At 70.6% G+C, this 21,180-nt stretch carries 20 protein-coding genes and 1 riboswitch; of the genes, 15 read left to right on the top strand and 5 right to left on the bottom strand.

Annotated elements, in window-relative coordinates:
* The first annotated feature begins 132 nt into the window (after positions 1 to 132).
* Positions 133 to 1,593: an ROK family transcriptional regulator gene (locus ACWCRD_RS35785; protein WP_450969889.1), complete on the top strand. Its 1,461-nt coding sequence runs from the start codon at positions 133 to 135 to the stop codon at positions 1,591 to 1,593.
* Between the two features lie 34 nt (positions 1,594 to 1,627).
* Here ACWCRD_RS35785 and ACWCRD_RS35780 read toward each other — a convergent pair whose 3' ends face one another.
* Both ACWCRD_RS35780 and ACWCRD_RS35775 read right to left on the bottom strand, forming a co-directional pair.
* Positions 1,628 to 2,368 (bottom strand): SDR family oxidoreductase, encoded by a 741-nt coding sequence (locus ACWCRD_RS35780; RefSeq protein WP_450969888.1) that lies wholly within the window; start codon positions 2,366 to 2,368, stop codon positions 1,628 to 1,630.
* Between the two features lie 91 nt (positions 2,369 to 2,459).
* Complete coding sequence (locus ACWCRD_RS35775; protein WP_450969887.1) at positions 2,460 to 3,350, bottom strand: RNA polymerase sigma-70 factor; 891 nt, start codon at positions 3,348 to 3,350, stop codon at positions 2,460 to 2,462.
* A gap of 231 nt (positions 3,351 to 3,581) precedes the next feature.
* Positions 3,582 to 3,712: riboswitch (FMN riboswitch) on the top strand.
* A 149-nt stretch (positions 3,713 to 3,861) separates the two neighbouring features.
* On the opposite strand from ACWCRD_RS35775, the gene ACWCRD_RS35770 reads away from it, so the two are divergent.
* From ACWCRD_RS35770 to ACWCRD_RS35730, 9 genes are all read left to right on the top strand, one after another.
* On the top strand, positions 3,862 to 4,467 hold the full coding sequence (locus ACWCRD_RS35770; protein WP_450969886.1) for a riboflavin synthase: 606 nt from the start codon (positions 3,862 to 3,864) through the stop codon (positions 4,465 to 4,467).
* A complete protein-coding gene (gene pnuC, locus ACWCRD_RS35765; RefSeq protein WP_450969885.1) occupies positions 4,464 to 5,105 on the top strand; it encodes a nicotinamide riboside transporter PnuC in 642 nt (213 codons plus the stop codon). The genes ACWCRD_RS35770 and pnuC overlap by 4 nt, the downstream gene beginning before the upstream one ends.
* Entirely contained in the window at positions 5,102 to 6,391 is a 1,290-nt protein-coding gene (locus ACWCRD_RS35760; protein ID WP_450969884.1) for a bifunctional 3,4-dihydroxy-2-butanone-4-phosphate synthase/GTP cyclohydrolase II, read from the top strand. The genes pnuC and ACWCRD_RS35760 overlap by 4 nt, the downstream gene beginning before the upstream one ends.
* 30 nt (positions 6,392 to 6,421) lie before the next feature.
* Complete coding sequence (ribH, locus tag ACWCRD_RS35755; protein WP_450969883.1) at positions 6,422 to 6,907, top strand: 6,7-dimethyl-8-ribityllumazine synthase; 486 nt, start codon at positions 6,422 to 6,424, stop codon at positions 6,905 to 6,907.
* A 34-nt stretch (positions 6,908 to 6,941) separates the two neighbouring features.
* Entirely contained in the window at positions 6,942 to 7,214 is a 273-nt protein-coding gene (locus tag ACWCRD_RS35750) for a phosphoribosyl-ATP diphosphatase (protein WP_344405831.1), read from the top strand.
* Positions 7,215 to 7,278: 64 nt separating this feature from the next.
* Positions 7,279 to 8,127, top strand: a complete 849-nt coding sequence (gene hisG / locus ACWCRD_RS35745) for an ATP phosphoribosyltransferase (protein WP_450969882.1) — start codon at positions 7,279 to 7,281, stop codon at positions 8,125 to 8,127.
* Positions 8,128 to 8,151: 24 nt separating this feature from the next.
* The gene (locus ACWCRD_RS35740; protein WP_450969881.1) at positions 8,152 to 8,595 is read left to right on the top strand and encodes a PH domain-containing protein; all 444 of its coding nucleotides are present in this window, start codon (positions 8,152 to 8,154) and stop codon (positions 8,593 to 8,595) included.
* Between the two features lie 176 nt (positions 8,596 to 8,771).
* A complete protein-coding gene (locus tag ACWCRD_RS35735) occupies positions 8,772 to 10,097 on the top strand; it encodes a hemolysin family protein (RefSeq protein WP_450969880.1) in 1,326 nt (441 codons plus the stop codon).
* Positions 10,094 to 11,179, top strand: coding sequence for a hemolysin family protein (locus tag ACWCRD_RS35730; protein ID WP_450969879.1), 1,086 nt, complete (start codon positions 10,094 to 10,096; stop codon positions 11,177 to 11,179). The genes ACWCRD_RS35735 and ACWCRD_RS35730 overlap by 4 nt, the downstream gene beginning before the upstream one ends.
* Before the next feature lie 130 nt (positions 11,180 to 11,309).
* On the opposite strand, the gene ACWCRD_RS35725 is transcribed toward ACWCRD_RS35730, so the two are convergent.
* Together ACWCRD_RS35725 and ACWCRD_RS35720 are read right to left on the bottom strand one after the other, a co-directional pair.
* Positions 11,310 to 13,175: an AAA family ATPase gene (locus ACWCRD_RS35725; RefSeq protein ID WP_450969878.1), complete on the bottom strand. Its 1,866-nt coding sequence runs from the start codon at positions 13,173 to 13,175 to the stop codon at positions 11,310 to 11,312.
* A gap of 427 nt (positions 13,176 to 13,602) precedes the next feature.
* Positions 13,603 to 14,256, bottom strand: coding sequence for a uridine kinase family protein (locus ACWCRD_RS35720; protein WP_450969877.1), 654 nt, complete (start codon positions 14,254 to 14,256; stop codon positions 13,603 to 13,605).
* Positions 14,257 to 14,475: 219 nt separating this feature from the next.
* Here ACWCRD_RS35720 and ACWCRD_RS35715 point away from each other — a divergent pair, with 219 nt between their 5' ends.
* From ACWCRD_RS35715 to ACWCRD_RS35695, 5 genes are all read left to right on the top strand, one after another.
* The gene (locus ACWCRD_RS35715) at positions 14,476 to 15,426 is read left to right on the top strand and encodes a hypothetical protein (RefSeq protein WP_450969876.1); all 951 of its coding nucleotides are present in this window, start codon (positions 14,476 to 14,478) and stop codon (positions 15,424 to 15,426) included.
* Between the two features lie 69 nt (positions 15,427 to 15,495).
* A complete protein-coding gene (locus ACWCRD_RS35710) occupies positions 15,496 to 16,950 on the top strand; it encodes an amino acid permease (protein WP_450969961.1) in 1,455 nt (484 codons plus the stop codon).
* Between the two features lie 204 nt (positions 16,951 to 17,154).
* Positions 17,155 to 18,528 carry a peptidase C39 family protein gene (locus ACWCRD_RS35705; RefSeq protein ID WP_450969875.1) on the top strand — a complete coding sequence of 458 codons (1,374 nt, stop codon included), beginning with the start codon at positions 17,155 to 17,157 and terminating at the stop codon, positions 18,526 to 18,528.
* A gap of 166 nt (positions 18,529 to 18,694) precedes the next feature.
* A complete protein-coding gene (locus ACWCRD_RS35700) occupies positions 18,695 to 19,354 on the top strand; it encodes a TetR/AcrR family transcriptional regulator (RefSeq protein WP_450969874.1) in 660 nt (219 codons plus the stop codon).
* A gap of 313 nt (positions 19,355 to 19,667) precedes the next feature.
* On the top strand, positions 19,668 to 20,840 hold the full coding sequence (locus ACWCRD_RS35695; RefSeq protein WP_450969873.1) for an acyl-CoA dehydrogenase family protein: 1,173 nt from the start codon (positions 19,668 to 19,670) through the stop codon (positions 20,838 to 20,840).
* Here the strand turns inward: ACWCRD_RS35695 and ACWCRD_RS35690 are convergent.
* A complete protein-coding gene (locus ACWCRD_RS35690; protein ID WP_450969872.1) occupies positions 20,803 to 21,051 on the bottom strand; it encodes a hypothetical protein in 249 nt (82 codons plus the stop codon). The two genes, ACWCRD_RS35695 and ACWCRD_RS35690, sit on opposite strands and share 38 nt — an antisense overlap.
* Positions 21,052 to 21,180: the final 129 nt, after the last annotated feature.

Here is a 21,180-nt window from a genome sequence, read left to right as displayed (position 1 = left end):
ACCCCTCTCCCACACGGTGCCCATCGGCGTCGCGTAAACTATCAGGAACCCTGCCTGATAGATAGGGGATTTACGGCCGCCCGGGCGCACGCTCGCCTCGGTCCGGTCCCGCCGATCTGGAAGGATCCCGGCATGCCCGCATCCCCCAGCACCGCCCGGGCCATCAACGACCGGCTCGCCCTGCGTCTGCTGCAGCAGGAAGGCCCGTTGACGGCAGGCCAGTTGAAGCAGCTGACCGGCCTGTCCCGGCCGACGGTCGCCGACCTGGTGGAGCGCCTCACCGCATCGGGCCTGATCACCGTGGTGGGGGAGGCAGGGGAGCAGCGGCGCGGACCGAACGCGAAGCTGTACGGCATCGTCGCGGACCGCGCGCATCTCGCCGCCCTGGACGTCCGTACCGAGGGCGTGTCCGTGGTCGTCTCCGATCTCGTCGGCCGCGTGCTCGCGGAGGCGTCCCTGCCGATCGACGGCGACACGGGGACGGGTCCGGCGGTGGAGCAGGCGGTCGCGCTGGTCGAACGCGTGGCGAAGGAGGCCGGCGCCGACCGCCTCCACACCGTCGGGATCGGCGCCCCCGGACTGATCGACCCGTCCACCGGCGAGCTCCGCAACTCATCGGGCCTGCCCGAGTGGCATCGCCGCCTGGTCGCCACGCTTCAGGAGCGCCTCCCCGAGGCCCGCGTCAGCGTCGAGAACGAGACCAACCTCGCGGCACTCGCCGAACAGCGCGACGGCGCGGCGCAGGACCGCGACACCTTCGTCCTGCTGTGGCTCGGCCACGGAACCGGCGCGGCCGTGGTCCTGGACGGCACCCTGCGCCGCGGGGCCTCCGGCGGCACGGGGGAGATCGGCTTCCTGCCCGTACCGGGAACCACCGCGCTGCCGTCGGCGACGGACTGCGAGGGGGGCTTCCACTCCCTGGCGGGTTCGGCAGCGATCGCGGACCTGGCACGGCAACACGGGCTGACGACGCAGGCGAGGGGGCATGAGCCGGTTGCTGCGGGGGTGGTGCGGGGGGCGGTTGTGCTGGTTTCGGGGGATGGCGGGGCGGCAGCGCTGTCCGGGCGATCACGCGGGAGCGCTGGGGCGGGGGCGCGTGCTGATGAGGCGGAGAGGGGCAGGTCGGCAGCGGCGGGGGATGTGCGGGTGGGTGGGGCTGCACCGGAGGGGGCCGCTGCGATGCCGGCACACGGTGATGAAGCAGGGAGGGTCGGGCCCGCATCAGCCGGAGGCGTCGGGCGTGCCGGGGAGACCGGTGACCCTGGGGGCGCGGCGCCGACGCGGGACGGCGTATCCGCCGTCGATGCCCGGTCCGCCGACCGTTTCCTCGACGCCCTCGCCGATCGCCTTGCCGTCGGCGTCGCGTCCGTGGTGGCGATCCTCGATCCCGGTTGCCTCGTCCTGGGCGGCGAGGTCGGCCGGGCGGGCGGCGACGAACTCGCCGCCCGCGTGGCCGCACGGGTCCGCCGTATGTCCCCGCTCCCCACCGAGGTCCGGGCAAGCGCACTCGGCGGCAGTGCCGTACTCCGCGGAGCCCTGCTCACCGCCCAGGACCGCGCCCAGGAGGAGCTGTTCGCGCCGCCCGGGCGGTAGCCAGTGGCTTCGCCGCGACGGGCTCCGCAGGGGCTCATCCGCGCTGCCTGGCGAGGTGATCCTCGAACGTGCCCTTGCCGACGGCGTGTTCGGGCGCGAGGTGCCCACCGCTGCGGAACGCCCGGTACGCCTTGCCCCACAGCGGCACGTTCAGCACCGCCCGCCGACGCCCGGTCGCCTTCAGATAGGCGCGCGCCAGCGACTCGAACGTCCGGATCTCCGGCCCGCCCATGTCCTCGACCCGTCCCGCGGGAGCACCGGCGGCCAGTTCGGCCAGCCGCGCCGCGACCTCCGCCACCTCGACCGGCTGGTCGCTCACCCCTGCCGGCAGCAGCATGACCGGCAGTTTGGCCAGCGCCTTGAACACCATCGCGAGCAGGTCGTGGAACTGGGTCGTGCGCAGCACGGTCCAGCCGAGACCCGACTCCTCGATCACCTTCTCGACGGCGAACTTGGTCCGGTAGTACGGATACGGCACCCGGTCGACACCGACGATCGAGATGTACACCAGGTGCCCCACCCCGGCCCGCCGTGCCGCCGCGACGAGGTTCCCGGCCGCCTTGTCGTCACCGCCGGTCTGCGTCGTCGCACAGTGCACGATCGTGTCCACGCCCGCGACCGCCGCCTCCAGCCCGGCACCGCCCTCGCGCAGATCGACGGCGTACGGCCGGCTGTGACGGCTGAGCACCCGTACCTCGTGCCCGTCCGTGCGCAGCCGCTCGGCGACGAGCCGGCCGAGGGTTCCGGTGCCGCCGGTCACCAGGATCGTGGTCATGCTGTTCAGCCCCTTCGGACGCCGGGCGCTCCCGGGTGGAGCGCCCTGACGTCAGCCAGGACTGAGCAGCCGCGTGGAATGTGACATGCCGCTAGGCCGCCCGTATGAGCTGCCGCCGGACGAAGCCCAGCTTGTCCGGGTTCACCACGACCCGGATATGGGCGATCAGACCCTCCCGCACCTCGAACGCCACCATGCCGACCAGCGCGTCGCCGGCCCACGCGGCCAGCCCCGTCTCGCCGTTGACCTCGGCCGCCGTGAAGTGCAGGCCGGCCGCGAACCGCTCGGCGCCGCCCACCGAGAGCCGTGCCACCTTGTCCAGCCCCTCGACCGGCCGCCGGGCCGCACTGACCTTGCCGCCGCCGTCGCTCGACCAGACCACATCCGCGGTCAGCAGCTTCTCCAGCCCGGCCAGATCACCGTCCCGGGCCGCCGTCAGGAACGACACGACGAGCTCCTCCTGCCGCTCGGGCACCGCCTCGAAACGTGACCGGTCCTCGCCCACCCGCTGCACCGCCCTGCGGTAGAGCTGCCGGCAGTTCGCCTCGCTCAGGTCCAGTACGCCGGCGATCTCTCGGTGGCCGTACCCGAACGCCTCCCGCAGGACGTACACCGCGCGCTCGGTCGGACTGAGCCGCTCCAGCAGGATCAGCATCGCCATCGACACGGCATCGCGCTGCTCGGCCGACTCCAGGGGCCCGAGCGTGCCGTCCGAGGTGATCACGGGCTCCGGCAGCCAGGTTCCGACGTAGTGCTCGCGCCGGGCGCGGGCCGAGGTCAGACGGGTCAGACAGAGGTTGGTGACGACCTTGGCCAGCCAGGCCGCCGGGTACTCGATGCCCGTCCGGTCGGCCCCGCTGAAACGCAGATAGGCGTCCTGCACCGCGTCCTCCGCCTCGTCGGCCGAGCCCAGCATGCGGTAGGCGAGGCCGAACAGCCGCGGGCGGTGCGTCTCGAACTCCTCGGCGATCGCGCTGCTCATGCGCACCACCCTGCCAGAGCCCGTGCACGGGGGAGTTGAGAGGCCCGGCGGTGGGCAAGGGCCGTCGTCACCACCGCCGGGCCGGTCCGCGAAGATCCGGAAAGGACTAGACCAAAGAGTCCACCAGTCGGGCCGGGTTGAGAAGTCCATCGGCAGTGCCTGTGAGCCAACCCACACCGTTCGCCCGTATGGACCTCGATCAGGCGTGGCACACTGAGCCTGTACCAGAAGCAGCGCACTCCGGGGTCGGTGAAAGTCCGAACCGGCGGTTACAGTCCGCGACCCGACCGCTTCCAGCGGCCGGTTGACCAGGTGAAATTCCTGGACCGACGGTTAAAGTCCGGATGGGAGGCAGTGCGCGGCGGGCGGGCATCCATGTATGCGCGCCGCCGTATCTGGGCTCGTCCTCGGGGCGGGTCCCGTCCGGCGTCGCTCCCGGTGTCCTCGCTCGTTCATTCTGTCGTCATCGACAGGCCCCGGAGTCCGTGCCCGAAGAGGGAGGACCCGGGAAGTGTTCACCGGAATCGTCGAAGAGCTGGGCGAGATCACGGCCGTCGAGAACCTCGGCGACGCCTCCCGCTTCCGGCTGCGCGGCCCCGTCGTCACCGATGGCGCGAAGCACGGCGACTCCATCGCCGTGAACGGGGTCTGTCTCACCGTCGTCGAACACGAGGGCGACGAGTTCACCGCGGACGTCATGGCGGAGACCCTCGACCGCTCCAGCCTCGGCGCCCTCGGTGTCGGCTCCCGCGTCAACCTGGAACGCCCCATGGCCGTGGGCGCCCGCCTCGGCGGCCACATCGTCCAGGGCCATGTCGACGGCACGGGCCAGGTGTTGGAGCGCAAGCCCTCCGAGCACTGGGAGATCATCAAGATCTCCCTGCCCGCGGACCTGACCCGCTACGTCGTGGAGAAGGGCTCCATCACGGTCGACGGCATCAGCCTCACCGTGGTCGACGCCGGCCCGGACTACTTCACGGTCAGCCTCATCCCCACCACCCTCGCCCTGACCACGCTCGGCATCAAGCAGCCCGGCGACCCGGTCAACCTCGAGGTGGACGTCGTCGCCAAGTACGTCGAGCGCCTGCTCGGAACCGGTCAGGGGGCGGACCGGTGAACTGGCTGAACTCGCAGGCCTTCACCCTTCTAGGCCAGCGCATCATCTGGTCGGACATGATCGGCAACATACTCGGCCTGATCACCCTGGCCCTCGGCTGGCGCCGCTCCCTGCTGACCTGGCCGGTCCAGTTCCTCTCCGGCCTCGTCCTGTTCATCGCCTTCTACGGCCACCTCGCCGGCAGCGCCGGCAAGCAGGTCGTCGTCATGGTCGTGGCGCTCTACGGCTGGTGGCAGTGGAACCGCAACAAGGGGCAGGCGGAGGACGGTCACATAGCCCCGCGGTTCGCCACCTGGCGCGAGCGCGGCGCGATGGTCGCCGCCGCGGCCGTCGGCACGGTCGCCGTCGCCCTGCTCTTCAAGGCCTACCCGTCCCTGTCCTGGGACCCCTGGCCGGACGCCTACATCTTCGTCGGCACCATCGTCGCCATGTACGCCCAGGCCCGCGGCATGACCGAGTTCTGGATCGCCTGGCTCCTCGTCGACGTCGTCGGCGTCCCCCTCAACTTCGCCAACGGCTACGCCTTCTCCGGCTTCGTCTACGTCATCTACGGCGCACTCGTCCTGTGGGGCATGCGCGACTGGTGGCTGCGCTCCCGTCAGGCGTCGCAGCCCGTCCTGGAAGGAGCGCCGGCATGACCACGGCACCGATCCTGTACAGCACCGACGGCATCGAGGACTGGTCGCTCGACCCCATCGAGCAGGCCATCGCCGACATCGCGGCCGGCCGTCCGGTCGTGGTCGTCGACGACGAGGACCGCGAGAACGAGGGCGACCTCGTCATCGCCGCCGAGAAGGCCACCCCCGAGATCGTCGCCTTCATGATGAGCGAGTGCCGCGGCCTGATCTGCGCGCCCATGGAGGCCGACGAACTGGAGCGGCTGAGGCTCCCGCAGATGGTCGAGGACAACACCGAGTCGATGAAGACCGCGTTCACGGTCTCCGTGGACGCCTCCGCCGCACACGGCGTGACCACCGGAATCTCCGCCTCCGACCGCGCCACCACCCTCCAGCTGCTGGCGAGCGGAGAGACCCACGCCGACGACTTCGTCCGCCCCGGCCACATCTTCCCGCTGCGCGCCAGGTCCGGCGGTGTCCTCGTGCGCAACGGCCACACCGAGGCCGCCGTCGACCTCGCCCGCCTCGCGGGGCTGCGCCCGGCCGGCGCGATCGTCGAGATCGCCGGCGAGGACGGCCGCATGCTGCGCCTGCCCGAGCTGATCCCCTTCGCCCGCAAGCACGGCCTGACGATCATCTCCATCGAGGACCTGATCGCCTACCGCCGCAGCTCCGAGCCCACCGTCCGCCGCGAGGCCGAGACCCAACTGCCCACCGCCCATGGCGAGTTCACGGCCTACGGCTACCGTTCCACGGTCGACGGCGTCGAGCACGTCGCCCTCGTCCACGGCGAGATCGGCGACGGCGAGGACGTCCTGGTCCGCGTCCACTCCGAGTGCCTGACCGGCGACATCTTCTCCTCCCTGCGCTGCGACTGCGGCCCCCAGCTGGACGCCTCCCTGGAACGCATCCAGGAAGAGGGCAGGGGAGTGGTGGTCTATCTGCGCGGCCACGAGGGACGCGGCATCGGCCTGCTGTCCAAGCTGCGGGCGTACGAGCTCCAGGAGCGCGGCCGCGACACCCTCGACGCCAACCTCGAGCTCGGCCTGCCCGCCGATGCCCGGGACTACGGCGCCGGCGCCCAGATCCTCGAGGATCTCGGTGTCCGCAGCGTCCGCCTGATGACCAACAACCCCGACAAGACCGACGCGCTCGTCCGCCACGGCCTCAAGGTCACCGGCCGCGAGCCGATGCCCGTACAGGCGGGCGAGCACAACCTCCGCTACCTGCGCACCAAGCGGGACCGGATGGGACACGACCTGCCCTGGCTGGACACGGCCCCCGTGTCCACCTGCAGCAACCAGTAATTCCAGAGCACACCGAGGAGACACGAGAGCGTGAGCGGCAAGGGCGCACCGGAGCTGTCCGTACGCAATGTGGGTGACCTGCGGGTCGCCGTCATCGCGGCGCAGTGGCACGAAAAGGTGATGGACGGCCTGGTGGACGGCGCCCTGCGCGCCCTGCACGACCTGGGCATCGACGAGCCGACCCTGCTCAGGGTCCCCGGCAGCTGGGAGCTCCCGGTCGTCGCCAAGGTCCTCGCGGGCCGCGGCTACGACGCGATCGTCGCCCTCGGTGTCGTCATCCGCGGCGGCACCCCGCACTTCGAGTACGTCTGCCAGGGCGTGACCCAGGGCCTCACCCAGGTCTCCGTGGAGACCGGCGTCCCCGTCGGCTTCGGCGTGCTGACCTGCGACACCGAGGAGCAGGCCCTGGACCGGGCCGGTATCGAGGGCTCGGGCGAGGACAAGGGGCACGAGGCGGTGACGGCCGCGGTGGCGACCGCGGCGACCCTCCGCTCAGTATCTGAACCGTGGCACTGACGTCTGCGGGGTTTGGCATAGGCTGAGCGTCACCATGTCCAATAAGACGTTCGAGGAGCTCTTCACCGAGCTCCAGCACAAGGCCGCACACGGCGACCCCGCCACTTCCCGCACCGCGGAACTGGTCGGCAAGGGCGTCCATGCCATCGGCAAGAAGGTCGTCGAAGAGGCCGCAGAGGTCTGGATGGCCGCCGAGTACGAGGGCAAGGAAGCGGCCGCCGAGGAGATCTCGCAGCTGCTGTACCACGTCCAGGTGATGATGGTCGCCCGCGGCATCTCCCTGGACGAGGTCTACGCCCACCTCTGAGCCGTCACAGCCGCAAGAGACCCCGCACACATCCCCGTACGCACGAACAAAGGAAGCCGACCTCATGCTGCGCATCGCCGTCCCCAACAAGGGTTCCCTGTCAGGCCCTGCGGCGGAGATGCTGCATGAGGCCGGCTACCAGCAGCGCCGCGAGTCCAAGGAGCTGCGGATCGTCGACCCGGCGAACGAGGTCGAGTTCTTCTACCTCCGCCCGCGCGACATCGCGATCTACGTCTCCTCCGGCCGCCTCGACATCGGCATCACCGGCCGCGACCTGCTGATCGACTCCGGTGCCAACGCCGAGGAGATCCTCCCGCTCGGCTTCGCCCGCTCCACCTTCCGCTACGCCACCAAGCCGGGCACGGCGAACGGCGTCGAGGACCTGAACGGGATGACGGTCGCCACCTCCTATGAGGGCATCGTCGCCAAGCACCTCGCCGACCACGGCGTCGACGCCTCCGTCGTGCACCTCGACGGCGCCGTCGAGACCGCCATCGAGCTGGGTGTCGCCGAGGTCATCGCGGACGTGGTCGAGACCGGCACCAGCCTGCGCAACGCGGGCCTGGAGGTCATCGGCGAGCCGATCATGAAGTCCGAGGCCGTCGTCATCCGCCGCACCGGCGAGAACGGCGAGGAGCCCAAGGTCCAGCAGTTCCTGCGCCGGCTGCAGGGCGTCCTGGTGGCCCGGACGTACGTGATGATGGACTACGACTGCCGCGCCGAGCACCTGGAAGAAGCGGTCGCCATCACCCCCGGCCTGGAAGGGCCGACCGTCTCGCCGCTGCACAACGAGGGCTGGGTCGCCGTCCGCGCCATGGTGCCCTCCAAGGACGCCCAGCGGATCATGGACGACCTGTACGCGATCGGTGCCCGGGCCATCCTGACCACGGCCATCCACGCCTGCCGTCTCTGAGCGCACAAGAAGAGGCACACAGAGATGTCCGACCTGCCCGCTCTCCCCGTCACTTTCCGGCCGGGCCGCACCCGCGCCGTCCTGCTCACCTCCGGTGCCGTGATCTTCGCGGTGATCACGGCCGTGGCGCTGCTCCTGGAGCAGCTCAGCCCCGGCGAGAAGCTCAGCTTCGTCTTCACCGGAGCGGTCCTCTTCGGTGTCCTTGCGCTGCTCGCCCGGGTGAAGGTCGTCGCCGACGAGACGGGCGTCACCGTCGTCAACATCGCCAGCAGGCGGCACCTGGAGTGGGCCGAGATCCTCCATGTGAACCTGCGCCCGGGCGATCCCTGGGTCTTCCTCAACCTCAGCGACGGCACCAGTCTGCCCGCGCTCGGCATCCAGCCGGGCATCGCCAAGGAGCGTGCCATCGCCGATGCGCGCACCCTGCGGGCACTCGCCGAGGCCCGCTCGACCAGGGATCTGCCGTAACGGCCCCTGTCTTGATTAATCTGTTGGCGGAGGCGTTTTCGTTGCGCCTCCGCCGCTGAAGTTCCCGCCGGGCTTCAGAGGCCCCTGCTACCCGAGGAGTGACTCCCTCCAGCGATGGACGGATCGTCCTGTAGTACCTGCGCCGCCACCTCACGACATACCGAGGCTGCGGCATCATGACCACCCCCCTGCTGCTCCTGGGAGCGGCCCTCCTGCTGATCCTGGCCAACGGCTTCTTCGTGGCCGCCGAGTTCGGCCTGGTCACGGTCGAGTCGACGGAGGCCGAGAAGGCCGCCGCCGAAGGCGACAAACGGGCCCGAAGGGTCGCCGAGTCGCTCAGGGAGCTGTCCTTCCAGCTCTCCGGCACCCAACTCGGCATCACCATCACCTCCCTCGTCGTCGGCATGCTCGCCGAGCCCGCTCTCGCCCAGCTGCTGCGCGGCCCGTTCACCGCGATCGGCATCCCCGAAGGCGCCGTCTCCGGTGTCGCGGTGGTCGTCGGCATGCTGCTGGCCTCCGCCGTGCAGATGGTGATCGGCGAGCTGGTGCCCAAGAACTGGGCGGTGTCCAAGCCGATGCAGGTCGCGCGCTTCGTCGCCGGCCCGCAGCACAGGTTCGCCCGGCTGTTCCGCCCGGTCATCGCCGCGCTCAACGCGGTGGCCAACCGTCTCGTCCGCGCCCTGGGCGTCGAGCCCGCCGCGGAACTGGCCTCCGCCCGCACCCCGGGCGAACTGGTGTCCCTGGCCCGGCACTCCGCGCAGGCCGGCGCCCTGGAACAGGACACGGCCGACCTGTTCGTACGGACCCTGTCGCTCGCCGAGCTGACCGCGCAGCATGTCATGACCCCGCGGGTGAAGGTGAGCGCCCTGCAGTCGACGGCGACCGCCGAGGACGTGGTGAACCTGACCCGCGCCACCGGCCTGTCCCGCTTCCCCGTCTACAAGGAGCGGATCGACGAGATCGTCGGCATGGTCCATCTGAAGGACGCCCTGGCGGTCCCGGTGCACGAGCGCCTGCGCACCCCCGTCGGCCGTATCGCCCGTCCCGCGCTGCTCGTCCCCGAGACCCTGCCCGTGCAGCCGCTCCTCGCCCAGCTGCGCAGCGAGCAGCCCATCGCCGTGGTCGTCGACGAGTACGGCGGCACGGCGGGCGTCGTGACGCTGGAGGACATCGTCGAGGAGATCGTCGGTGAGGTCCGCGATGAGCACGACGGGCAGGACGTGCCCGAGCTCGCCGCCGCCCCGCCGGAGGACGGCAGGCCCGCCTGGGACGCCGACGGCAGCTGCCGCGTCGACATCCTGCAGCGCATAGGACTCGACGTGCCCGAGGGGCCGTACGAGACCGTCGCCGGCCTGGTCGCCGACCGGCTCGGCCGGATCCCGGCCGTCGGCGACAGGGCCGAACTGCCCGGCTGGCGGCTGACCGTGCGCCGCGTCGGCCACTACCGCGCCGAGCGGGTCCGGCTGGTGCGGACCGGCCTGGTCGTGGAGGTCGCCCGATGAGCGTGCTCCAACTCCTGTTCGCCGGCCTGCTCGTGCTGGCCAACGGCTTCTTCGTCGGCGCCGAGTTCGCCCTCGTGTCCGTACGCCGCAGCCAGATCGAACCGCTCGGCACGGCCCGCGCCCGCCAGGTCCTCTACGGCCTGGAGCGGCTGCCGCAGATGATGGCTGCGGCCCAGTTCGGCATCACCGTCTGCTCGCTGACCCTGGGCGCGGTGGCCGAACCGACCGTCGCGCACCTGCTGGAGCCGGTCTTCGAGTGGATCCACCTCCCGGACGGGATGATCCACCCGCTGGGTTATGTCATCGCGCTCGCCGCCGTGGTCTTCTTCCACCTCGTCATCGGCGAGATGGTCCCGAAGAACCTCGCGATGGCGGCCCCGGAGAAGGCCGCGATATGGCTCGCCCCGGGTCTGGTCGCCTTCGCCCGCGTCTGCAAGCCGATCACCGTCGCCCTCGGCGCCGTCGCCCAGGCGATCCTGCGGCTCTTCCGGGTCGAGCCGAAGGACGAGGTCGAGGCCGTCTTCACCAGCGAGCAGCTCAACCGCCTGGTGGAGGACTCCGGCCAGGCGGGCCTGCTCGACCCCGAGGAGCAGGAACGCCTCGAGGACGCCCTGGAACTGGGCTCCCGCCCGGTGACGGACGTGCTCCTGCGGCGGGAGTCCCTGGTGACGGTGCCCCCGTCGGTCACTCCGGGCCGCATCGTCGAACTCACCGCGCGCACCGGGTACTCCCGCTTCCCCATAGCGGCGGAGAACGGCGCCTTCATGGGCTATCTGCATGTCAAGGACGTACTGGACCTGGAGGACTCGGAGCGGGCGGTGCCGCAGCAGCTGTGGCGGCCGATGACGACACTGCGCTCCGAACTCCCCCTGGACGACGCCCTGACGGTGATGCGCCGCGCCGCCACCCACCTGGCCCAGGTGGCCGACGCCTCCGGCAAGGTCCTTGGCCTGGTGGCCCTGGAGGACGTACTGGAACTCCTGGTCGGCGAGGTAACGGACCCGGCCCACCGGGAGGTCCCGGATGTACGGGTGACGGAGCCGCGGGCGAGCGGCGAGCCGGAACAGGCCTTGGCAGGTTAGCGCCGGGTTCCCCGTGCCCCGAAGGGGCGCGGGGCTGCGTCTGATTTGCGGCTCCGCCGCGTGGGCGCGACCAGCCACAATCCACTCGCACCCGCAAGACAACACATTCGACCGAGCTCGTGGGCGCAGCTCACAGCCCCGATGGATCCTGCGGCCCCCGCCCGGACAGCACCTCCCCGTACGCCTGCATCAGGTCCGGCAATCGCAATGTCGACAAGTCGTCCCGCGACAGAACCCCGGGATACGTCGACAACCGCAGATCCCGATACGCACAGCTCTTCTCGTACAGCGTCCGCAGAAACCGCCCGTTCCCGAGCTCGTCGATCCACCCCTGATCCACCACATGACCGGCGATCGACCGCAACTCGTCCAACGCCTCCTCGTCCCACACGTCGCCGTTCTCGGCAGCCAGCACCTCACCGATCGAGGTGAGTTCGAGCGGCCGGTACGAGGGAAAGTCGACGCGGGTGGTGAAGCGGGACGACAGCCCGGGGTTGGCGGCCAGCAGGCGGTCCATGCCCTCCGGGTAGCCGGCCAGGATGACCACCAGGTGGTCGCGGTTGTCCTCGGCCCGCTTCAGCAGCACCTGCAGCGCCTCGTCACCGTACGCGTCGCCCTTGCCGTAGCCGGAGTTGGAGAGCGAGTACGCCTCGTCGACGAACAGCACACCGCCGATCGCGGAGTCGATCAGTTCGTTGGCCTTCACGGCCGTCTGGCCCAGGTACTCGCCGACCAGGTCGGCCCGCTGCGCCTCCACGAGGTGGTCGCCGCCGAGCAGCCCGAGGGCGTAGAAGACGCGGCCGAGGATGCGGGCGACCGTGGTCTTGCCGGTGCCGGAGGGGCCGGAGAAGACGAAGTGCCGTTTCGGCGGCTGGACCGGCAGGCCCTGACCGGCGCGCAGGCGCGCCATGTTCAACTGGGCGGACAGCGCCTTGACCTGTCGCTTGACCGGCTCCAGGCCGACCATGCGCTCCAGCTCGGCGAGCGCCTCCTCGAGCAGGGCGGGGTCGGTGGGCCCCGCGGGCAGCGGGGAGCCCGGCGGGCCGACGGTCTTCTCGCGCACCGTCGGGTCGATCGAGGACGGCAGTGGGCCCACCGGCGGGAGGTCGGACTCGGAGAGCCTCAGGTCCCGGCCCTCGGCGCCGAAGAGCGGGTCCAGGGTGTCGGGGCCCTCCAGGGCGTCCTGGCCGCCGGAGAGCGTGATCGCGGCGAGGTCGGTGGCCTCGTCGTACCCGTCGCCCTCGGCGATCGCCGCGAGCCGGGCCGAGGTGTCCATGAAGGCGGGGTCGACGCGGTGCACGGCACGGTAGAGGGGGAGGGCGGCAGCCGAGCGGCCCGTGCCCTCGTGGGCACGCGCCAGCCAGTAGCGCAGCTCCTTGCGCTGCGGCTGCTCGCTGCGGCAGCGCATCAGGGCGGAGGAGAGCAGTGGCTCGGCCTGTCCGTACATCTCCAGGCGGACCCGGGCCATGCCGCCGAACAGGCCTGCCTCGATGCCGAGCAGGGCGTCGTCGATCAGCGGGTCGGTGTGGCGGACGAGCTGGTCCCAGTCCTTGACGAGATAGGCGCGGCAGGCGTGCAGAAAGCGGACCTGCGGGTCGGTGTCGACGGGCGGCAGGCCCGCGAGCGCCCGGTCCAGTTCCGGGACATGGCGGCCGTCCAGCCAGTGCGAGGCGTGCGCGAGCAGCAGGTCGCGTGGGCTCTCCAGCACGGGCTGCACCCACCAGCCCAGCCAGTACCAGGAGTTGAGGGAGCGGCGGTGCCGGGCGCGCTGTTCACCGAAGCGGTCGCGGTGCCGGAACATCCGTAACAGCGCGGTCGTCGTGTCGACGCGCAGCGCGTGCAGTCCGAGCCAGCCGTCGGCCATCCCGGGATCCATCCGCACCGCGGCCCGGAACTCCTCCTCCGCCTGCGGATAGGCGCCCATCGTGTAGGCGTCCACACCTCGCAGCCAGGCGAGGTCGGCCGGGGCCTCGGGGCCCTGCGTGCCGAAATCCATCACGTCCCCCACAAACCGTGCCCCCGTCGGTTGACCGCCGGACCGATGTCCGCCGGCCGCCTTGATCGAACCGCCGTACCGCGGACCGGAGTTGCGGTGCGCGCAGCCGTCCATCAGGTCGCACCGAGGGCATCGTACCTGCGGGGGTGTCGCCCGCCGAAGGGTGCCGCACGGGCCGTTTGGCGAGGTGGGAGCAGACGGGGCGCACTTCGGACGGTGACGGTGTGTGAGCGAAATGTGTCGTGGAGCGTCCGCAAAACGGGGTGCGGGCAGAACGAAGCCCCCGATCACGGGGGAACAACCGGGGGCTTCGCGACTCTGGGCGGCTTCGAATAGCCGCACATTGAGAACGTAAGTCCTGTACGGGCCCCCGGTCAAGCGGAGTTGAGGCACCGCGCGAAGTTCTCCGGCGGGCGTCTTCACAAGTTCAGCACACTGCCGATGGTCCGTCACCGTGTGTGAGCGTCTGGTCCGGTCCAATAGGCTTCACCGGTCCCGGGAGCACCTCGTACCCCTTCTCCGACTGCCGTATCAGAAGGTCGGCGAACGCCCGCGAGGGATCGTCGGCGAAGTGTTTCCGCTCCGCCGTGACCCAGCCGGCCCAGAACTCCCGCTGCTCCTCCCCGTCCCGCTGCCGTCCGCGCGTCCAGGACTCCTCGTGCGGCAACTCCATCCACAGCAGTGCCGCGAGGTGCGGGCGCAGCGCGCGGCGGCCGGCTCCGACGCCCTCGACGAGGACCACCGGGGCCGGCCGCAGTGTGCGGGGCGGTCCGAAACGGCGGGTGTGCCAGTCGTAGGGGGCGTAGTGGGCGCTCTCACCGCGGCTCAGCGGTTGGATCACCTGGGCCAGCAGCCGCCCGGTCCACTCGAACAGTTCGTCGTGGCTGGCGATGTCGTCGAGGTGCAGCACGGGCGCCCCGTCCAGGACCCGGGCCAACCGCCCGGCGAACGTGGACTTTCCGGAGCCGGCGTGTCCGTCGACGCCGATCAGGCGGACCGGGCCGCAGGACGGTGGCAGACGGCGGAGCCGGGAGGCGAGGTCGTGAATGGCTGTTCCTTGGCCGGCTGGAGAGTTGGGCATATTCGACAGGAACATTCTAGTGGTGGGTGAAACCGGGGCGAATGGGTGGGCCGGAAAATAGTGCCGCATTGAACCAGTCGTTGGCTGGCTGCGAGCCAGTGTTAATCCCGTCCCGGAACCTAGGACCACCATCTCGAAAAGCGCGTTCCGGTTGCGCTCTTCGCTGAGTAAGGTGCTGGGTGCACAACTGCGAGGCGTCGTACGGGGAGACAGGAGCAGATGGCCGCTGGATTATTCGAGGGGCAGTATGTGTGGCATCCGGCGGCCGACGACCGCTTGCTCGCGAGCGTATGCGTCGACGTACGCGCCGGCCGATACCGGAGCACCCATGAAGCCCTCGCCGAAACACATGGCGACTTCGGTCTGCGCGCCCACCGCTCCCTGGTCCTTGCCTCCGAGGCCGCCGACTCCGACCTCGCCGAACGCTGGCTGGCCGAGGAACCGACCCACGAGGCGGCACTGCTGTGGGCGCGGGTGGCGGTGCTGCGCGCGGTGCGCGCCGCCGACGCGAGGGACGATCGGGCCGAGGCGCTGGAGCGGATCGCCCTGACCGCCTGCGACCGGGCGGCGGCGATGAACCCGGCCGATCCCACGCCCTGGGCGGCCCGGCTGGCCATGGCCCGGCTGCACCGGCTGACCGACCCCGCCCCGCGCGGGCTGCTCACCGCGCCGCCCGGACCGTGGCGACTGTTCGCGCACGTCCTGTCCCTCGACCCCTGGCACCGCGAGGCCCACCACCGCTTCCTGGCCTGCTTCTTCACCCGCCACGGCGGCTCCGTGAACGCCGCCTGGGACGTCGCCGCCTTCCTCGGCCAGCGTGCCCCCGCCGACTCCCCGTTGCGCCTGCTGCCGCTCGTCGCCCTCGTCGAGAGCTACAACCCGACCCAACTGCTCGCCGACCGGGTCTGGGAGCAGCCGCAGTGGCGCTCCACCGCCCTCGCGATCTACCAGAACTGGCTGCCCACGATTCCCGGTTACCGCTTCACACCGGTGCTCGACCTGGCCTACCTGGCACACGCCCTGGTCATGGGCAAGCGCGAGTTCGAGGCCCGCGCGGTCTTCACGGCGATGGGGCCGTACGCCTCCCGTATGCCCTGGTCCGCCTTCGGCGAGCCGGCCGACCAGCTGTCCCGCGCCCGCCGCGCCTGCGGCCTCCCCGTCCCCCCGTAGACCCCCCGCAGAGAGAAAGGCCGAACTGTGCCCGAACGGATATCGGACGACGACGCCGTACTCCATGAGATGGGCTACCCGAGAAAACTCACCCGTCGCTTTCAGGCGTTCGACAATTTCGCCATCTCATTCACCATCATCAACATCATTTCGGGAATCTTCTCCAGTTTCGGATTCGGGCTGAACGCCGGAGGCCCTCGCATTCTCGTCTTCGGCTGGATCGGCGTCTCCGCCATGGTGCTCTTCGTCGGCCTCGCCATGGCGGAAGTCGCCTCCGCCTATCCGACGAGCGGCGCCCTGTATTTCTCCGCCGGTAAACTCGCCAGACGGCACAAGGGAGCCTGGTCCTGGTACACCGGCTGGCTGAACTTCGTGGGCCAGATCGGCGGCACCGCCGCCACCGGCTACGCGGCCGCCACCTTCATCCAGGCCTTCATCGCCCTGCAGTGGCCCTCCTACGTGCCGACCACCCACCAGACGGTGCTGATCACGGCAGTGCTCATCGTGCTGCAGGGGCTGGCCAACACCTACACCGTCCAGTTGGTCGCGCTCCTCAACCGGATCTCCGTGTGGTGGCTGCTGATCGGTCTCGTGGTGATCGTGGGCGCGCTGGCCGTCGGACCCGACCAGCACCAGTCCGCTTCCTTCGTCACGCATTTCGCGAACAACACCGGTTTCACGAACGGACTTTACGGCGGGATGCTCGGCCTGCTCGTCACCAGCTGGACCTTCACCGGCTTCGACGGCAGCTTCCACATGTCCGAGGAAACGGTGCGGGCCACGGTCAACGCCCCGAAGGGGATCACACGGGCGATCGGCTACTCGGCGATCACCGGTCTGATCCTGATGCTTGCACTGGTCTACAGCATTCGGGACTACGACCATGTGGCGAGCGCATCCGCTCCGCCCGTCCAGATTCTCATCGACGGTCTGGGCATGACCACCGCCAAGGTGCTCCTGCTGATCGTGATCGGCGCGATGCTCTTCTGCGGCCTCGCCAATCTCACCAGCAACACCCGGCAGATCTTCGCCTTCTCCCGCGACGGCGCCATGCCCGGCTCCCGGCTGTGGCACTCGGTGTCGCCCCGCACCCGTACCCCCGTGAAGGCCGTCTGGCTCGCGGTCGCCTGCTCGCTGGCCCTCGTCCTGCCCGGCTGGTGGTCGCACACGGCGTTCACCGCCATCGTCAGCGTCAACGTCGTCGGGCTGTTCCTCGCCTACGCCGTGCCGATCCTGCTCCGGCTGAGCCTCGGCGACGAGTTCCAGCGGGGGCCGTGGCACCTGGGCCGCTGGAGCAAGCCCGTCGGCGTGATCGCGGTGGCCTGGATCCTGCTCAGCAGCGTCCTGTTCATGCTTCCGCAGGCCTCGCCGATCACCGTCGACTCCTTCAACTACGCGCCGATCGCCCTCGTCGTCGTCCTGGTCGTCGCCACCGTCTGGTGGTTCGCCACCGCCCGCCGCCGCTTCCAGGGTCCGGTCAGCTACGGCCGCCCCGACGAGGTCGCGGCGATGGACCTGATCTGAGCGCTGCGCGCGGCCGCCCGCCCGCGTGCGCCGGGCGGGGCGGCCCAGCAGGTCATGCCAGTGGTCCAGGCCAATATTGGTGGGCGTGGCATGGGCCGAAGTGCTGGCAGGAGGTGCCGCCCGCGGCCATAGTTGGCGCACAACCATGCAGCGCAACCGCGCATTTGGACCTGCCCGACTCGGACACCTGGGGGCGTTCCACCCATGAGCAGAGCCGAACAGCCGTCCCGCAGAACCGTCCTCGCCGCCGCGGTGGCCGCCGCGGTGGTGGGCCCCGCCGTCACCGCCGACGTGGCCCACGCCGAGGAGTCCGCCGTGGCCCCGACCCTTCCCCGCTCCGAGGGAACCCCCACGGTCGACTACCACTCCTGGACCTCGTACCGGGACTGGCGCGCCGGCACCACGCAGGGCACCCGTGCGGTGGCGGGCGCCCGCCCCGGCGCGGTGATCGCCGCCCCGGCCGGCACCACCGACTACACGGACCCGCACACCGGCACGACCGCCGCCTGGGAGTATGCGACCTGGACGTCCCCCGTGCACCGGCTCCGCGTCCCCGCCACCGAGGTGATCGCCTCCTGGAACGCGCACACCCCGGCCGGCACCTGGCTCCAGGTCGAGCTGCACGGCACGTACTCCGACGGCACGCAGACCCCCTGGTACGTGATGGGCCGCTGGGCGGCCGGTGACCAGGACATCAAGCGGACCTCGGTGGACGACCAGAAGGACGGCAAGAGCGCCATCTGGACGGACACCTTCGCCATCGACGACGCCACGACCGGCCTGCGCCTGGTCTCGTACCGCCTCCGCCTCACCCTCTACCGCAAGCCCGGCACCAAGCTCACCCCCACGGTGTGGCGGCTCGGCGCGATGGGCTCGGACATCCCCGACCGCTTCACCGTCCCGGCCTCCACGCCCGGCCTGGCCAAGGAACTGATCGTCCCGCGCTACTCGCAGGAGATCCACAAGGGCCAGTACCCCGAGTACGACAACGGCGGCGAGGCCTGGTGCAGCCCCACATCCTCACAGATGATCATCGAGTACTGGGGAGGCCGGCTCACCCGCGAGCAACTGGCCTGGGTGGACCCGAGCTACGCCGACCCACAGGTCGACCACGCGGCCCGCTTCACCTACGACTACCAGTACCAGGGCTGCGGCAACTGGCCCTTCAACGCCGCCTACGCGGCCACGTACCAGGACCTGCAGGGCGTGGTCACCCGGCTCGGCTCGCTCACCGACCTGGAGACGCTGATCGCGGCCGGCATCCCGGCCATAACGTCCCAGTCGTTCCTCAAGGAGGAGCTGACGGGGGCGGGTTACGGCACCGCGGGGCACCTGATGACCGTCATCGGCTTCACCGGGGACGGCGATGTGATCGCCAATGACCCGTTCTCACCGAGCGACGACGCCGTGCGCCGTGTCTACAAGCGGCGCGAGTGGGAGAACATCTGGCTCAGGACCAAGCGGTACAACGCCTCCGGCAAGGTCGTCTCCGGCACCGGCGGCGTCTGCTACCTGTACTTCCCGGCCCGGCCCACACCCCGCCAGCGCAAGGCGCTCGCGACAGTCGGCGTGCGCTGAGCGACGGGCGAAGGGCCGGGGGAAACCGGGCCCTTCGCCCGTGTACGAGGTCTCCGTCTCCGGGCAGCCCCCCTGCGGCCGCACGTCGAGTGGACTCGAACGAGTGGACGTGGTTGTTCTGACATACTGCGGATGTCCCGCAGCCTGCCCGAGACCAGGGTCGAAATTGAAGATCAGCGAACAGAGAGACGCCACCCGACCCCGGGCGCGCGGCACCGAGCGCTCGCTGGCGCGCCGAGCCGAACTCATCGCCATCGGGCGGAAGTTGTTCGCCGACAGGTCGTACGACGCGCTCTCGATGGACGACATCGCACGGCAGGCGCATGTCGCCAAGGGGCTGATCTACTACTACTTCCAGTCCAAGCGCGGCTACTACCTGGCGATCATCAACGATTCGGTCGCCGACCTGGTCACCTTCGCGGCGAGCGAGGCCGAACTGGAGCAGCTGGACCGCGTCCATCGCACGATGGAGGGCTATCTGCGCTACGCCGAGCACAACCAGGCCGCCTTCCGCGCGATCGTCAGCGGCGGCGTCGGCTTCGACGCCGAGGTGCACGCCATCCGGGACGGAGTGCGTGAAGCGATAGTGGCGACCGTCGCCGAGGGGGCGTACGGCCGCACGGACATCGCCCCGCTGGCCCGCATGGGCCTGTTCGCCTGGGTGTGCGGCGTGGAGGGCGCCACCCTCGACTGGATCGACCGCCCCCAGCTGTCCCGCGAACAGATGCGCGAACTCCTGGTCAAGCAGCTCGGCGGCGCCCTGCGCGCCATCGAGGAACTGGACCCGGCCTACCCCACTCCGGCCCCGGCCCGCCGAGACGCCTGAGCGAGGGGCGAAGGCTCCCGCACGCTCGGCTGCTTTTCTACGTCACCTCCGTAGCGCCGAGGTCCAGGCGCGCTCCGTCACGTTCCGCTGGACCTCGCATGCAGTCGGTGGCCGGGATATTCTTGAAGTAAGCGGTCGTTAACTGGTGACGGGATGCCTGCAATCGGGCATACTCACAGCGCACAGCCGCTGGTCAGCAGCTTCCGAGACCCGGGAGAGCGGAGCATCGGCCGGCCCGGAAAGACCCGGCGGAGCCGCCCCGACCCAAGGCGCACGTCGGCCGATGTGCCCGAACAGGGAGGAGAGCGTCGCCATGCCCGACCGCGCCCCGCAGCCGGTGGACCGTCAACTGCCCACGGACGAGGCCCGGGATCTGATCTCGCTCGTCCGCGACATCGCCCAGCGCGAGATCGCCCCGAAGGCGGCCGCGGAAGAGGACGCCGGACGCTTCCCGCGCGAGGTCTTCACACTGCTGTCGGAGTCGGGACTGCTCGGCCTGCCGTACGACTCCGAGTACGGCGGCGGCGACCAGCCCTACGAGGTCTATCTGCAGGTCCTCGAGGAGCTCGCCGCGGCCCGCCTCACCGTCGGCCTCGGCGTCAGCGTGCACACGCTCGCCTGCTACGCGCTCGCCGCCTACGGCACCAAGGAGCAGCAGGTCGAGCACCTGCCCGCGATACTGGGCGGCGGCCTGCTGGGTGCCTACTGCCTGTCCGAGCCGTCGTCCGGATCCGATGCCGCCTCTCTTCGTACGAAGGCGGTGCGCGACGGCGAGGACTGGGTGATCACCGGCACGAAGGCCTGGATCACGCACGGCGGGATCGCCGACTTCTACACGGTCATGGCCCGCACGGGGGAGGAGGGGCCGCGCGGCATCACCGCCTTCCTGGTCCCGGGCGACGCCGAGGGCCTGAGCGGCGCGCTGCCCGAGAAGAAGATGGGGATGAAGGGCTCACCCACCGCGCAGGTCCACCTCGACGGGGTCCGTGTCCCGGACGAGCGGCGCATCGGCGAGGAGGGCCAGGGCTTCGCGATCGCCCTGTCCGCGCTCGACTCCGGCCGGCTCGGCATCGCCGCCTGTGCGATCGGCCTCGCCCAGGCGGCGTTGGACGAGGCGGTCGCGTACGCCACCGGGCGGCAGCAGTTCGGGCGGCCCATCGCCGACTTCCAGGGGCTGCGCTTCATGCTCGCCGACATGGCGACCCAGATCGAGGCGGGCCGGGCCCTGTATCTGGCGGCGGCGCGGCTGCGCGACGCGGGGCGGCCGTTCGCCAAGCAGGCCGCCATGGCCAAGCTGCACTGCACGGACACCGCGATGAAGGTGACCACGGACGCCGTCCAGGTCCTCGGCGGGTACGGCTACACCGCGGACTTCCCGGTGGAGCGCTATATGCGCGAGGCCAAGGTGCTGCAGATCGTCGAGGGCACCAACCAGATCCAGCGCATGGTCATCGCCCGTCACCTTGCGGGTCCTGAAACGCGCTGAACTGCCCTCTGGTGACCTGCGGGGCCGCCAGCCTGATCCACTCCGGGTCGTGGCGGCCCGGCAGGGTGCGGCCCCGGTCGGCCCAGGCGCGCATCAGAGCGCTGTAGATCGGCGGGTCCTGCAGATGCGGCGGCACCGGCCGGGCCGTTCCTGCGGGCGGCGGAACGAACACACGGCGCTGACGCCCGATCACGGAATAGGTGGGGGTCATACCAGGGCAACGCGGAGGTAGGCGGACAGGTCACCCATCCGCGGAATCGAGCGTGAGTTCCCGGACGTCCGGCTCCCTCTCTGGCCTCCGCCGACTGTCTGACGTACCGTCAGCCAAGCCGTCTCCAGG

Source organism: Streptomyces sp. NPDC002092 (assembly GCF_053593775.1).
Note: the sequence above shows the minus strand (reverse complement) of the source record. Positions and strands in the feature narration are given on the sequence as shown.